Annotated in this window: 13 protein-coding genes; 7 read left to right on the top strand and 6 right to left on the bottom strand. The window is 65.1% G+C overall.

Going from position 1 to position 12,672, the window contains the following annotated elements; all coding sequences use genetic code 11:
* Positions 1-182: 182 nt before the first annotated feature.
* The 3 genes from murI (at position 183) to N0D28_RS07930 (ending at position 2,032) form a co-directional block, all read left to right on the top strand.
* Complete coding sequence (gene murI, locus N0D28_RS07920) at positions 183-1,046, top strand: glutamate racemase (protein ID WP_312846395.1); 864 nt, start codon at positions 183-185, stop codon at positions 1,044-1,046.
* A 25-nt stretch (positions 1,047-1,071) separates the two neighbouring features.
* On the top strand, positions 1,072-1,773 hold the full coding sequence (rph, locus tag N0D28_RS07925) for a ribonuclease PH (protein WP_260558995.1): 702 nt from the start codon (positions 1,072-1,074) through the stop codon (positions 1,771-1,773).
* Positions 1,774-1,843: 70 nt separating this feature from the next.
* On the top strand, positions 1,844-2,032 hold the full coding sequence (locus N0D28_RS07930) for a hypothetical protein (protein ID WP_260558996.1): 189 nt from the start codon (positions 1,844-1,846) through the stop codon (positions 2,030-2,032).
* 269 nt (positions 2,033-2,301) lie between these two features.
* Here N0D28_RS07930 and lysA read toward each other — a convergent pair whose 3' ends face one another.
* Positions 2,302-3,450 carry a diaminopimelate decarboxylase gene (gene lysA, locus N0D28_RS07935; protein WP_260558997.1) on the bottom strand — a complete coding sequence of 383 codons (1,149 nt, stop codon included), beginning with the start codon at positions 3,448-3,450 and terminating at the stop codon, positions 2,302-2,304.
* A gap of 200 nt (positions 3,451-3,650) precedes the next feature.
* Here lysA and mnmA point away from each other — a divergent pair, with 200 nt between their 5' ends.
* Positions 3,651-4,712 carry a tRNA 2-thiouridine(34) synthase MnmA gene (gene mnmA / locus N0D28_RS07940; protein ID WP_260561864.1) on the top strand — a complete coding sequence of 354 codons (1,062 nt, stop codon included), beginning with the start codon at positions 3,651-3,653 and terminating at the stop codon, positions 4,710-4,712.
* Positions 4,713-5,030: 318 nt separating this feature from the next.
* On the opposite strand, the gene ftsY is transcribed toward mnmA, so the two are convergent.
* Positions 5,031-6,020, bottom strand: coding sequence for a signal recognition particle-docking protein FtsY (gene ftsY / locus N0D28_RS07945; RefSeq protein WP_260558998.1), 990 nt, complete (start codon positions 6,018-6,020; stop codon positions 5,031-5,033).
* A 4-nt stretch (positions 6,021-6,024) separates the two neighbouring features.
* Positions 6,025-7,224, bottom strand: a complete 1,200-nt coding sequence (locus N0D28_RS07950) for an XdhC family protein (protein WP_260558999.1) — start codon at positions 7,222-7,224, stop codon at positions 6,025-6,027.
* Positions 7,225-7,394: 170 nt separating this feature from the next.
* On the opposite strand from N0D28_RS07950, the gene N0D28_RS07955 reads away from it, so the two are divergent.
* On the top strand, positions 7,395-8,054 hold the full coding sequence (locus N0D28_RS07955; protein WP_260559000.1) for an HAD family hydrolase: 660 nt from the start codon (positions 7,395-7,397) through the stop codon (positions 8,052-8,054).
* Positions 8,055-8,116: 62 nt separating this feature from the next.
* Positions 8,117-8,416, top strand: a complete 300-nt coding sequence (locus tag N0D28_RS07960; protein ID WP_260559001.1) for a PadR family transcriptional regulator — start codon at positions 8,117-8,119, stop codon at positions 8,414-8,416.
* Between the two features lie 976 nt (positions 8,417-9,392).
* On the opposite strand, the gene N0D28_RS07965 is transcribed toward N0D28_RS07960, so the two are convergent.
* From N0D28_RS07965 to N0D28_RS07975, 3 genes are all read right to left on the bottom strand, one after another.
* On the bottom strand, positions 9,393-10,238 hold the full coding sequence (locus N0D28_RS07965; RefSeq protein WP_260559002.1) for an L-serine ammonia-lyase, iron-sulfur-dependent, subunit alpha: 846 nt from the start codon (positions 10,236-10,238) through the stop codon (positions 9,393-9,395).
* Entirely contained in the window at positions 10,235-10,936 is a 702-nt protein-coding gene (gene sdaAB / locus N0D28_RS07970) for an L-serine ammonia-lyase, iron-sulfur-dependent subunit beta (RefSeq protein WP_260559003.1), read from the bottom strand. Before sdaAB ends, N0D28_RS07965 begins: the two co-directional genes overlap by 4 nt.
* A gap of 134 nt (positions 10,937-11,070) precedes the next feature.
* Complete coding sequence (locus N0D28_RS07975) at positions 11,071-11,898, bottom strand: undecaprenyl-diphosphate phosphatase (RefSeq protein ID WP_260559004.1); 828 nt, start codon at positions 11,896-11,898, stop codon at positions 11,071-11,073.
* Between the two features lie 83 nt (positions 11,899-11,981).
* Here N0D28_RS07975 and nth point away from each other — a divergent pair, with 83 nt between their 5' ends.
* The gene (nth, locus tag N0D28_RS07980; protein WP_260559005.1) at positions 11,982-12,647 is read left to right on the top strand and encodes an endonuclease III; all 666 of its coding nucleotides are present in this window, start codon (positions 11,982-11,984) and stop codon (positions 12,645-12,647) included.
* Positions 12,648-12,672: the final 25 nt, after the last annotated feature.

Consider the following 12,672-nt stretch of genomic DNA (forward strand, 5'->3'; position numbering starts at 1 on the left):
CTCCGGCGTTTCGTGCTGTTGTTTGCCCGGCAGCCGGCCCATATCAACGGCGCAGCGGTTTGATGACATGTGGTTCAGGACGTGTCTCTTCAACTGCCTTCTGCACCACACGCCGCTCTACTGGCCCGTGGTGCAGGTTGAGGTTGGCGCAGCACGGCTACAAACCCGCTAGACTTCCGGGCGTGAGATCAGAGCAGCACCCACCCCAACCTGCCTTGCGGGCGCGGCCCATCGGCGTCTTTGACTCGGGCATGGGCGGCCTGAGTGTGCTGGCCGAACTGCGACGGGCGCTGCCGGGAGAGGATTTCGTGTATCTGGCCGACACGGCCCACGTGCCTTACGGCAGCCGCTCCGACGACGAGGTGCGGAGCCTGACGGCGACCTGCCTGGCCTGGCTACTCGCGCAAGGCTGCCGGGGAGCTGTCGTCGCCTGCAACACTGCCAGTGCCTTCAGCCTCGATTTTCTGCGGGCACAGTTCGGTCCCGGTTTTCCCATCGTGGGCCTCGTTCCGGCGCTCAAACCGGCGGTGGCGGCCACCCGCAGTGGTACGGTGGCGGTGCTCGCCACGCCGGTCACGTTGCGCGGCGAGAAGCTGGCCGAGGTGACCCGGCAGTTTGCCGTACCCGCCGGGGTGGCAGTGCTTCACCTGAGTCACCCCGAACTGGTGCCGCTGGTGGAAAAAGGGCAGGCCGACTCGGCGCGCATGCGGGCCGTGCTGCGCGAGGTGCTGACGCCCGCCGCAGCGGCTGGGGCCGATCAACTGGTGCTGGGCTGCACCCATTTTCCGTTTCTAGTTGCCAGCATTCGGGCCGAGTTCGGCACTCAGTTCGCGCTGCTCGATTCCGGAGCAGCGGTGGCGCGGCGCACGGTGCAGGTACTGATGGGTACCGAAACGCCCGGTGCTGGCGGCGAGACGCAGTTTTTTGTTACGGGTGATCTTGGACAGGCCACGCCCGTGATGGCGGCGCTGACGGGCCAGCCGGTCCGGGTCAAGCGGGCCGAATTTTCCTTTCCCGAGATCGCCATGCAGCAGGCAGCCCGATGAGGACGGCAACAGTGAGGTCATCACAGTGAGGCAGGGCCGGGCCGCCCTCGAACCCCGTGTCCTCAAGGTGAGCCGGGGTGTCAACGCTTACGCCGAGGGCAGCGCGCTGGTGGAACTGGGCCAGACCAGAGTGATCGCCACCGTCAGCCTCGACCAGAAGGTGCCGCCCCACATGCGCGGCAAGAAGGAAGGCTGGCTGATGGCCGAGTACCTGATGCTGCCGCGCGCCACCCAGGACCGCCAGAACCGCGAGCGCAATATGCAAAATGGGCGGCGGCATGAGATTCAGCGCTTGCTGGGCCGCTCATTTCGCTCGGTGGTTGATCTCAAACCCTTCAGGAACCAGACCCTGGTGATCGACTGTGACGTGTTGCAGGCTGACGGCGGCACCCGCGTCACCAGCTTGCTGGCCGGGTACGCTGCCCTGTTTGATCTCTCGGACCGTCTGGTCAAGCGCGGAACGCTCAGCGAATGGCCGCTCAAGCACGAACTCGGCGCGGTCAGCGTCGGCTATGTGGGCGGCGAACTGCTGGTCGATCTGGATTACGGCGAGGACGCGCGGGCCAGCGCCGATCTGAATGTGGTCGCCACCGCTGCGGGCCTGATGCTGGAAGCCCAGGGCGGCGCGGAGGAGGAGCCGATCACCAGTGAGGCGTACTTCAAGCTGCTCGCGGTGGGCCTCGAAGTGGCGGGCGAGCTGTCGCGGCGGCTGCACGCGCAGTTGTGAGGGCGTCTCTCTAAAGCCCGCTTGCTCAAATCACCACCATGACGGCCCACTTTGTCTTTAAGGTGCGGCCATGACAGACAAGAGTGCCCGCAACCAGCCCGGCGAGATCATCCAGTCCAGCTTGCCGGAGGAGCACCCGGAAGTGGTGGCCGTGCCGGAAGGCGATCCGCAGAACGAGACGCCCACTGACAATGCTGCCAAGTTGCAGCAGCATAGCGCCAGCCCCACTGAGCTGATTCCCAGCGACGAGGACGGCTGAGTATCCGTAAGGGTTCCGATGAGATCGCGTCCAGCACACGGATGCTGGACGCGATCTCATCGGACCAGCGGGCAGGCCCGAGAGGTGCCGTTCTGCCCAAGACAACAGGAGAAGGAAGGGCGACGGATTCCGCCTTGCGGAAGGACTTTCCGCGCTGTCTTGATCAGAACGGGAGGAGGAGTACCAGAGAGGTGCTGCTCATGACGAAACGCGCATGAACACGCCTGACCACTTGTTGTGGGGTGTTCCGGAATGAAGTGGAGTTAGTATCACGTTTCCGCTGCCCAAATCGTCTCAACGCTCTCGCGTTGCCGGATGACCCGCCACTCCCCGTCCCACAGCACCTCTGCTGGGCGAGGGCGGGTCAGATAGTTGCTGCTCATGGCCGCGCCGTAAGCCCCCGCTTCCAGGAGTGCCAGCACGTCGCCGCGCTGGGGTCTTGGCAGTGGCACCTCCCGCGCCAGCACGTCGCCGCTCTCGCAGGCGGGACCAGCCAGGTCGTAGGTGCCTGTGTTGTGGAGGGCGGCCTCGCTGCGTGGCCAGAGTGGGAGCACCGGATGAACCGCGCCGTAGAGCATCGGGCGGATCAGCTCGGTCATGCCCGCGTCGAGCAGCACGAACTCGTGGGCAGTTGCCTTGAGGCCCACCACCTGACTCAGCAGTACGCCCGCCCCCGCCACCAGGTAGCGCCCCGGCTCGGCCCAGAGCTGAGCGCCGAACACCTGCGCTGCTCGCCTGGCTTGATCTGCGATGCCGTCCAGGTCGGCGTCCAGACTCCAGCCGCCGCCCACGTCCAGCACTTCCAACTCACCCACAGCGGGCCGCAGTTCGCTGAGCCGCGCGAAGGCCGCCGCGAAGTCGGTAGCGTCGCGGATGGCGCTGCCGATATGGACATGAAGGCCGCGTCCGTCGTGGCCCGCCGCCCGTAAAGCGTTCAACACGGCGGGCACTCCGCCCAGCGGCACGCCGAACTTGCTGCCGCCCGCCCCGGTGGCGAGGTGATCGTGGGTGCTGACCTCCAGCGCCGGATTGACCCGCACCAGCACCCGCGAGCGTGGCGGCAGCAGCCCGACTTCCTCGGCCCTATCCACGATGAAGGTCGCGCCCAGCCGTGCGCCCTCGGCGTACTCCTCGTCCGACTTGGCCGGACCGTTGACCAGAATGTCGCTGCCGCCCGCACCCACCTTCACCGCCCGCGCCAGCTCTCCGGCGCTGACGCACTCGAAGCCCACCCCTGCCGCGCGCATCCGGGCCAGCAAAGTCAGGTTCGGGTTGGCTTTCATGGCGTAAAAGAGGCGGGTATCCGTGAAGGCGGTTCGCACCCGTGCCAGAGCAGCGTCAAGCTCGGCGGCGTCGTAGACGTAGAGCGGCGTGCCGAAGCGGGCGGCGGCGGCGAGGAGTTGGGCATCGGTGAGCATGCACAGCAGTCTAACCACTGTTTTGGCTCATGGGTCTGGCCCGTTGTTTGGGCCACTGTCGCGGCGCTCACGGCGGGGTATCGGCTGTCCTGTTACACTCACTCGTTATGACGGCCACGGTGAAGCACACAACCCAGAACGAAGCGGCCCCGGTTCAGGCGGCGCAGGGCATCAAGCCGGGCGGGCGGGTGCTGTGCGCCATGTCCGGCGGGGTGGACAGCAGCGTCAGCGCCGCGCTTCTCAAGGCCCAGGGCTTTTCGGTGGTCGGCGCGATGATGCGCTTCTGGCCCGATGACAAACGCACCGATACCTTCGACAGTTGCTGCTCGCCCGACGCCGCCTACGAGGCCCGCCGGGTGGCCGAGCAGGTCGGTGTGCCGTTCTACCTGCTCGATTACCGCGAACAGTTTCAGCGCCACATCGTCGGCCCTTTTCTGGCCGAATACGCCGCCGGGCGCACGCCGAATCCCTGCGTCAACTGCAATACCAAGGTCAAGTTCGACGAACTGGTCAAGAAGGCCAAGATGCTCGGCTGCGATTACGTCGCCACCGGACACTACGTCAAGCGGGTAGACGAGCCGGGCGGCTCCGTGGCCTTTCACCGGGGTGACGACCCGCGCAAGGACCAGACCTACTTTCTGTGGGGCACGCCCAGAGACGCCCTGCCCTACATCCTCTTTCCGGTGGGCGAGCTGGAAAAGCCCCGTGTGCGTGAGATCGCCGAGGAATACGGCCTGCTGACCGCCCAGAAAGCCGAGAGTCAGAACATCTGCTTCGTGCCCGGCACCGTCAAGGAGTTCGTGGCTGAGTACGTGCCGCAGCAGTCTGGTCAGATGCGTGACATCCGCACGGGCGAGGTGGTGGGCGAGCATCTGGGCACCCAGTTTTACACCCTGGGCCAGAAGAAGGGGCTGGGTCTGTTTCAGTCGCATCTGGTGAGGCACGTGGTTCACCTGGACGTGTCAAGCAACACCGTCTGGGTGGGCGAGTACGAGGACTGCCTGTGGCGCACGCTGAAAGCCGAGGGGGCCAACTACCTGATCGATCTGGCCGACTTGCCCCGCGAGTTGGAAGTGCAGGTGCGCTACCGTACCCGGCCCGTCGCGGCGCGGATCATTCACGCTGACGGGCAGGGCTTCGAGCTGGAATTTGCTGAGCCGCAGTTCGCCGTGGCTCCTGGCCAGAGCGCCGTGCTGTACGCCGGGCCGAAGCTGCTGGGCGGCGGATTGATCGCCGATCACGTGCGGGTGCTGCCGGTTTAATTTGTGCTTGGGTCAGTGCTTCGGCTTGTTGGCATTTGCATTTTCCCCTCACCGGTGGTGAGGGGGAGCTGGTCACTGCGCTCGGCACTGTGTCTGCGCGGTTTTATTTGTGGCCGTTTTCTTTCACGTTCTCCACGGTTGGGCCTTCGGTGACGTTCAGGCCAGTGCGTTTTGCATCTGTCCAGGTGGTGAAGTGGCCAGGCGAAGGTTGACCTTAGAATGGGAGCAGGCCAGGTGTTTAGTTCCCTCTTTGCGCGGCAGGATAGAACCTAACAAGCTCCGCAGAGGAGCGAGTCAAGCGAACACTCTCAAACCCCCTCAGTCTTCGCGGCTGAAAACCCCTTTGCCCAGCTCATCCTTCGGGATGTTGACATCAAAAAGTGCTTGAACGAATTCTTTGCTGTCGAACGGCTGCAAATCTTCCTGGCCCTCGCCGACGCCGATGAATTTGATCGGCACGCCCAGCTCGCGCACGATGGGCACGACGATGCCGCCCTTTGACGTGCCGTCGAGCTTGGTGACGATGACGCCGGTCAGGGTAATGGCCTCGTGGAACTTCTTGGCCTGCTGCAACCCGTTTTGCCCGGTCACAGCGTCGAGCACCAGCCAGATCTCGTGCGGTTCGCCTGGATCGGCCTTGTCGATAACCCGGCGCACCTTTTTCAACTCTTCCATCAGGTTGTGCTTGTTGTGCATCCGTCCGGCGGTGTCCACGAACAGCAGATCGAAGTCGCGGGCCTTGCGGGCGACGGCTCCGTCAAACGCCACCGCTGCCGGGTCGCCGCCGTCCATGCCCTGCACCACCGGAATGCCCAGCCGCTCGCCCCAGACGCCGAGCTGCGCGCCCGCTGCCGCCCGGAAGGTGTCACCCGCCGCGAACATCACCCGTTTGCCGCGCGACTGGTAGTAGCGGCCCAGCTTGGCGATGGTGGTGGTTTTGCCCACCCCGTTGACGCCGATCACCATGATGACCTTGCCCTGCGGATCGACGGTGCTGCGCTTGGCATCGGGATTGAAACCGAACTTGCGAAACTGCGCCCGCTTGGCGTCGGGTTCGAGTTGCAGGGTCATGGCGTCCATCAAGGCCTCCTGAAGGTTGCCTCGTGTGCTGCTCCGCACGTCCTCCAGGATTTCTTCGGTGGCAGCGCGGCCCACGTCGGCGACGATCAGGGCGTATTCGAGGTCTTCGAGCGTCTCGATGCGGTTGGTGAACACGTCCTTGAGGTCGGTGCCCAGGAATCCGGCGGATTGGTTGAGCTGCTGACGGGTCTTACTCAGGCCGTCACGCAGACGATTAAGCCATGACATGCGGCTAGTTTACCGCCCCGGCTGCGGGCAACAGAGGAGCGGCGGCAGGTGCAGGCTCGGCGGGGTCATGAATGCGCCCGGCCCGGCCATTCAGGCGGCCCCCGGCAAAGCCGCGCCGCACGGCGATCAGTTCGGCCACCACCGAGAGTGCCACCTCGTAAGGGCTTTCCGCGCCGATGTCCAGCCCCACCGGATTGCTGATGCGGGCGAGCTGCTCGGCGTCGGGCTGGTAGCCTTCTTCGCTCAGCGTCGCCAGCGCGTCCAGAAAGCGCTGACGCGGTCCCAGCACGCCCACGTAGGGCGCGGCACTTTCCAGGGCGAAGCGCAGGCAGGCCCGGTCCCGCTCCAGGTGGTGGTTCATGACCATCACGAATGAGCGCGGCCCCAGGCTGAGTGCTGCGCCCAGTCGGTCCGGTTCGGCCAGGGTGAGCTGCGCGCCGGGAAAGCGCTGGTCTGTCAGAAAGGCGGCGCGGGCGTCCACCACCCTGATGGTCCAGCCGACTTCCAGGGCACGCTGCGCGAGTGGCAGGGCGTCATGTCCGGCTCCGAAGATCACGAGTTCAGGGGCGGGGGCGCTGGCGTCCAGAAAAACGTCCACTGCCGCGCCGCCCGCTGCCGTGAAGCGCCGGGTTTCGGCCCTGGGATACAGCGCCCGCAGCATTTCACGGGCCGCGCCGAGAATCTGCGCCCCGAGAGCGGGTTCGAGTTGCCCCTCGCCCTGGGCTGTGCCGTCCTCGCGGACCAGCAGGCGGCCCAGCGGTGCACCCGGTAGGCTGTCAGCAGCGGCGGGCAGCACGGTGGCCAGGATGCCCAGATCGCCGCGCTCCAGCAGCCCCAGCCAGGTGCCGAGCAGCCCGCCGCCCAGCAGTCCACCACCGTCCAGCACCGGCTCCACGTAAATGTCCACGCTGCCACCGCAGCCGATGCCCAGGCCCCAGATCACATCCTCACTCAGATCGTAGCTGGTCAGCGAGGGCAGACCCTGCGCCATGACGAGCTGGGCGCTGAGGGCCACCTCGCTCTCCAGACAGCCGCCCGAGAGCATGCAGACGTGCGAGCCGTCCTCGCGGATCAGCATGCGGGCACCCTCGCGGCGGTAGGCGTTGCCGCGTACCCGCACCACGCTGGCGACGGCCGCGCCCTGCCGGGCCGAGCGCGCCGCGCGCAGCCCGGTCAGAATCTCGTTGATTTCCAAGCGTTCCATTGTGCCTCCCGAATGCTTCAGCTTAGCGCCGCCGGAGGAGAGCGTTTGCGGGCCTGGACAGGATGGGCCGGAAAGCCGCCGGGGAATTCACCCGCCGTCCCCGCTTCCAGCAACGAAAGCAGAAAGGGGAAGAGTCATTTCGCTTCGCTGAGGCTCTACAGTGCGGCAAGATGATTTTCGATGCGGTGCTCTTTGATATGGACGGCGTGTTGGTAGACAGCGAAGTGGTCGCGGGCCGGGTCTGGCTGCAGACGCTGGGCGAACATGGCCTGACGCTGGACCACGCCGATTACATGACTCGGGCAGTGGGCAGCACGGTGCCGAACCTCTACGCGGGCCTGGCGCGTGATCACGGCTGGACGCCCGCGCCCGAGTTCGAGCAGCAGCTGGCCGAGCGCCTGGCCGAAGCGTTCGCGGCGGTGCAGGAAGTGCCGGGCGCGGCCCAGACCCTGCAAGCACTCAAAGCGGTGGGTGTGCCGTTTGCGGTGGCAAGCAACAGTCTGCGCGAGAAGCTCCGTCCCAAGCTGAAGGCGGCGGGCCTGGACAAGCTGATCGGCGCTCACGCCTACGACCCGGCGCACGTGGGCGGTCGGGGCAAGCCGCTGCCGGATCTGTACCTTTTTGCAGCCCAGCAACTCGGCGCGAAGGTTGAGCGCTGCCTGGTGGTGGAAGATAGTCTGCCCGGACTGGCGGCGGGCCTCAGTGCGGGGGCGACGGGCTGGGGCTTTATTGGCGGCGGCCATAACGCAGACGGCGTGGCGCTCGAAGAAGCTGGGGCTGAGCGGGTCATCGTGTCGCACGCCGAATTGCGGGAAATGTTGGGCATTTGAGGGCGCAGGTGGTGCCCACTCTGGGTCACTTGACATTAAACTCTACATAAGTAGAATAGGACATGCCCAGACCTCCCAACATCAGCCCGCAGACGCAGGCCATACTTGCGCAGCTTGCGGAGTCGCATCCCGCCTGGGCACACGGTTACGACCTGAGCAAGGCCACTGACCTCAAAAGTGGCACGCTCTACCCGATTTTGAGGCGCTTGCACGAAGCCGAACTCCTGGACGCCGAATGGGAGCCGTCGCCGCACGCGGGCAAACCGCCGCGCCACATCTACCGCCTGAGCGAAGCGGGGCTGAAGCTGGCTCGGGAGCGGCGTGAGGAAACGGCACCGATATTGAGGGGGGCGCTACTGTGACGCCGGAAGACTGGGAACAGGGCATGGTGAACGAGGCGGCGAGCGTAAATGACGAGGTGTGGGTGGGGGAGACGTTGCGGCTGGCCCAAAGGCGACGCTCCCGTTCGGCCGTGCGAAAAGTCTTCCTGCTTCTGGCTCTGGCTGAAGGCTGTGTGCTTGTAATGAATGACATTTCGGTTCAGGGAAGTTGGAGTGTCCTTCGCGGTTATCCCTGGGTCAATACTGAAGCAGCCTGGCTCACTTTGACGTTATTGGCGAACTTTATGTCTACTTTAGTAATCGGAGTTGTGCTGGGCTGGGCCAGAGTCGGCGTTTGGTTGGCCGCCCCACTTCTATGTTTATGTTTCTGCGTTTTCTCAGTTTTAACGGGCTTGCTGATGCCGGAGCCGGGTCGACCTTTTCCGCAGTCGGTTTTGAGAGGCCTTGATCTCTATCCTCGGCCTACTTGGGCAGAAGTTCTTGAGTGGTGGATGACCCCGGTTGGGCTCTTGCGGTGGTTTTGCATTGTCCTTGGGATCTGGGGCGGTGTGTTCCTGGGCGTACGGCTGCGGCAGTATGTTTCGAAGAGCCGGGAAATTAGACATGAATCCTGATGATTGGGACGCAGCCATGCAGGCCGAAGCCGAGCACGCCCCGAATGCCGTCTGGGCACAGGAAACGCGGCGGGCTGTGTGGCGCGAACGACTCAGGCAGATAGGGCGCACGGCGCTGGTGAGCCTTCTAATATTCCAGACGATGGAGCTGATTCTGCCCGGCTTTTACCTGATGGGTCTCCGGTCTGCTCCATTCACGCTGATGGTCAACGCGGAAGCGTCGCTTCTCGTGACTGGCCTGTGCTTCTGGCTGGGACAGCGCGGCTGGGTGCTGTGGCAGTATTCGCAAACTGCCTACTGGCGGGAGCGAGTACTCTGGTTGCCGGTGCAGTTGGTCTTCATTGTCACCATCTACCTGATCGGGCAGCGCTGGCCCCATCGAATTATTTCCCCTCCATTCTCGCCGTCACTGCCAGCCCCGTCGGCGTCTGCGCCAGCCCACCCTCCGCCGTTTCGCGCAGTTCCAGCGGCATCATCCGACCGACCTGCGCCATGGCCGAGATCACCTCGTCCGGCGGAATGAAGCTCTCGAGATTGGAGAGGGCCAACTGTGCCGAGCTGACCGCATGAACGGCGAAGAAGGCATTGCGCGAGACGCACGGCACTTCCACGTAGCCGCCCACTGGATCGCACACCAGCCCGATGGTGTTCATCAGCGCCATCGCCGCTGCGTGGACGCAGGCCCTTGAAGACCCGCCCAGCAGTTCGGTGACTGCCGCCGCCGCCATTGCCGCGCTGGAGCCGATCTCGGCCTGACAGCCGCCCGCCGCACCGCTGATGAACATCTGCTTGCTGATGGCCTTGCCCACGCCCGCCGCCAGCACCATCGGCATCACCAGATCGTCGTCTAAGATCTTCAGATGATCGGCCACGCCCAGCAGCGCTCCGGGAATTGTCCCGGCGCTGCCTGCCGTCGGTGCGGCGACGATCCGGCCCATCCGGGCATTTTCCTCGTTGACGGCCATTGCGTAGGCCTGCACCCGCCTCAGTAGCGGTGCTTGTAGCAGGTCTGGCGCGTCCCATAGGCCCTTGGCGTTCCAGCCGACCATGCCGGTGGTGCTCGGCGCACTGGAGGCCAGCCCCCGCTCCACGCTGTCCCGCATCTCGGCAATGCGGGAGCGCATGGCTTCCTTGACGATGGCAGGAGTCAGACCGCTCTCAGCGCAGTCGCTGTCCAGCACCCACTGCGAGGCGGGCGAGGGGGCGTTCAGAATCTCGTCTAAAGTCATGCCGTTGTCCCCAGCAGGACTGGCGCGACGATCCCGGCGTCCATCACCGGCTGCACCATCCTGACCCAGTCCATTTCCGGCCAGCTCAGCAGAAAGTGCTGTGCCGCGTTGCCTAGCGTCTGATCCAGTTCTATGCACAGCATGGCGTTACCGCCGCGCTTGTCGCGGTCACAGGTCAGCGCGGCAATGTTGACGTGGTCGGCGGCCAGCAGCCCGGCGACCTTGGCGATCACGCCCACCGCGTCGTTGTAGCGCGTCAGCAGCGTAAAGGCCCCGCCAGAAAAGCTGACCTTGAAGCCGTCCACCCGGATGATCTCGATGACGCCGCCCCCGGTGCTGGAGCCGATCACTGTGACTGTCTGCCCGTTGCCGCTGACCGTCAGCCGCGCCGAGTTGGGATGCACGTCGCCCAGGTCCACCGTCTCGAAGTTGAAGGTGAGGCCTGCCGAGGCAGCTTCTCCAAACGCCTGCGGCAGTCGGGCGTCGTCCGGTGCGTAGCCGAGCAGCCCGGCAACCAGGGCGAGGTGGGTGCCGTGCCCTTTGCCGGTCTTGGCGAAGCTGGCGTGCAGCCCGATCTCGGCGTGCGCAGGCGTTTGGCCCAGGAGTTGCCGCGCCACCTGCCCGATGCGGCAGGCCCCGGCGGTGTGGCTGCTGCTCGGTCCGATCATCACCGGGCCAATCATGTCAAGGAGGCTCATGGCAAAAGGATAGACAACCTGGCGCGGCCTGTCAGTGACGGCGGGGTGAAGTTGGGCGCGTGTGCCGGGAAAACCGGACAGCAAACATCCCGTCACTCGGACGGGATGCGGAGCGCTCAGCGCTGGTCGGGCGTTCAGGCGCGGTTGACGTTATGGATGACCCCACTGGCGATTAGTCCCAGAATGACGATGCCCGCGATGATCCGGTAGACGGCGAAGCCCTTGAAATTGTGGGTGCTGATAAAGCGCAGCAGCCAGCCGATGACGAAGTAGGCCACGATGAAGCTGACCACAAAGCCGATGCCCACGTTGGTCACGCCCGCCGAGCCGAGGTCGTGGCGGTGCTTGACGAAATCGAGCAGGGTCGCGCCGCCCAGCACCGGAATGCCCAGGTAAAAGCTGAACTTGGTGGCGGTGGGGCGGTCCAGGCCCGTCAGCATGCCGCCGAGAATGCTGCTGGCCGAGCGCGAGAAGCCGGGCCACAGCAGCGCCAGACACTGCGCCGCACCGATGATGATGGCCTGGCGCAGGTTGATACTCTCAAGCTTGTGGGTGGTCGCCGGGCGTGGGCGCAACTCGATCAGGTACATCAGCACGCCGCCCACGATCAGCGCCCAGGCGACCACCGTGGGCGTGAACAGCAGCGCCTTGATCTTGTTGCCGAAGAGTACCCCCAGAATCACGGCGGGAATGCAGGCCACGACAATGCCCAGCCACAGCCGCTGCACGCCCGCGTCCTTGTTAATGGTGCGGGCCTGCTGCACCAGGTCGCGCCAGTAGTAGACCACCACCGCCAGAATCGCGCCGCCCTGAATGACGACCTCAAAGGTGTCGAGCGTCGTTTTCGGCCACGGCACGCGCAGGAGGTCGCCCGCCACGATCAGGTGGCCGGTGGAAGAAACGGGGAGGAATTCGGTGAGTCCCTCCACGATGCCGAGAATGATGCTGTAGAGCCAGTCCATGTCGCCGGGCAGCTTAGAGCATTTAAGTAAGCTTTAAGTAAAGTCACAATTCGGTGAAGATGGGGGTTGGGTAAGCTGGTGGAATGCCTGCCAATCCTGCTTCTCCCGCCGCACTCAAGCGCCGCGCCACCGGGGTGCTGGCTCGACTCGGGGAGGCGTATCCTGACGCCCGCACCGAGCTGGAATACCGCAACCCGTTCGAGTTGCTGATCGCCACCGTGCTCTCGGCGCAGGCCACCGACAGAAGCGTGAACGCCGCCACGCCCGCGCTATTCGCCGCCTACCCCGACGCCCGGTCCATGAGCGCCGCTCCCGTCGAGCATGTCGAGACGCTGATCCGCACCATCGGCCTCTACCGCAACAAGGCCAGAAACCTTGTGGCGCTCTCCGGACTGCTGATCGAGCGGCACGGCGGCGAGGTGCCCAACAGTTTTGACGCGGTGGTGGCCCTGCCGGGAGCCGGGCGCAAGACCGCCAACGTGGTGCTGAGTAACGCCTACGGGTACGCCGCCATTGCGGTGGATACCCACGTGGGGCGGCTCGCACGGCGGCTGGGCTTCAGCGCCCACACCAATCCCGATAAGGTCGAACTCGACTTGCAGCGGTTCTTTCCCAGAGAAAAGTGGGTTTTCCTGCACCACGCCCTGATCCTGCACGGACGGCGAATCTGCCTGGCGCGCACCCCGCAGTGCTCGGCCTGCACGCTGCTGAGCCTGTGTCCCCGGCTGGGCGTTGAGCGCAGCAGCTAATACGGCGGGCCTCCTTGTGGGCCGA

The organism is Deinococcus rubellus, assembly GCF_025244745.1.
Taxonomy (GTDB): Bacteria; Deinococcota; Deinococci; order Deinococcales; family Deinococcaceae; genus Deinococcus; species Deinococcus rubellus.

Bases quoted from the DNA above. Each gene is read 5' to 3' on its own strand.
- ftsY (WP_260558998.1), bottom strand. From the start codon at position 6,020: ATGTCATGGCTTAATCGTCTGCGTGACGGCCTGAGTAAGACCCGTCAG.
- N0D28_RS07955 (WP_260559000.1), top strand. From the start codon at position 7,395: ATGATTTTCGATGCGGTGCTCTTTGATATGGACGGCGTGTTGGTAGAC.
- N0D28_RS07965 (WP_260559002.1), bottom strand. From the start codon at position 10,238: ATGACTTTAGACGAGATTCTGAACGCCCCCTCGCCCGCCTCGCAGTGG.
- N0D28_RS07930 (WP_260558996.1), top strand. From the start codon at position 1,844: ATGACAGACAAGAGTGCCCGCAACCAGCCCGGCGAGATCATCCAGTCC.
- N0D28_RS07975 (WP_260559004.1), bottom strand. From the start codon at position 11,898: ATGGACTGGCTCTACAGCATCATTCTCGGCATCGTGGAGGGACTCACC.
- N0D28_RS07960 (WP_260559001.1), top strand. From the start codon at position 8,117: ATGCCCAGACCTCCCAACATCAGCCCGCAGACGCAGGCCATACTTGCG.
- sdaAB (WP_260559003.1), bottom strand. From the start codon at position 10,936: ATGAGCCTCCTTGACATGATTGGCCCGGTGATGATCGGACCGAGCAGC.
- N0D28_RS07950 (WP_260558999.1), bottom strand. From the start codon at position 7,224: ATGGAACGCTTGGAAATCAACGAGATTCTGACCGGGCTGCGCGCGGCG.
- nth (WP_260559005.1), top strand. From the start codon at position 11,982: ATGCCTGCCAATCCTGCTTCTCCCGCCGCACTCAAGCGCCGCGCCACC.
- mnmA (WP_260561864.1), top strand. From the start codon at position 3,651: ATGTCCGGCGGGGTGGACAGCAGCGTCAGCGCCGCGCTTCTCAAGGCC.
- lysA (WP_260558997.1), bottom strand. From the start codon at position 3,450: ATGCTCACCGATGCCCAACTCCTCGCCGCCGCCGCCCGCTTCGGCACG.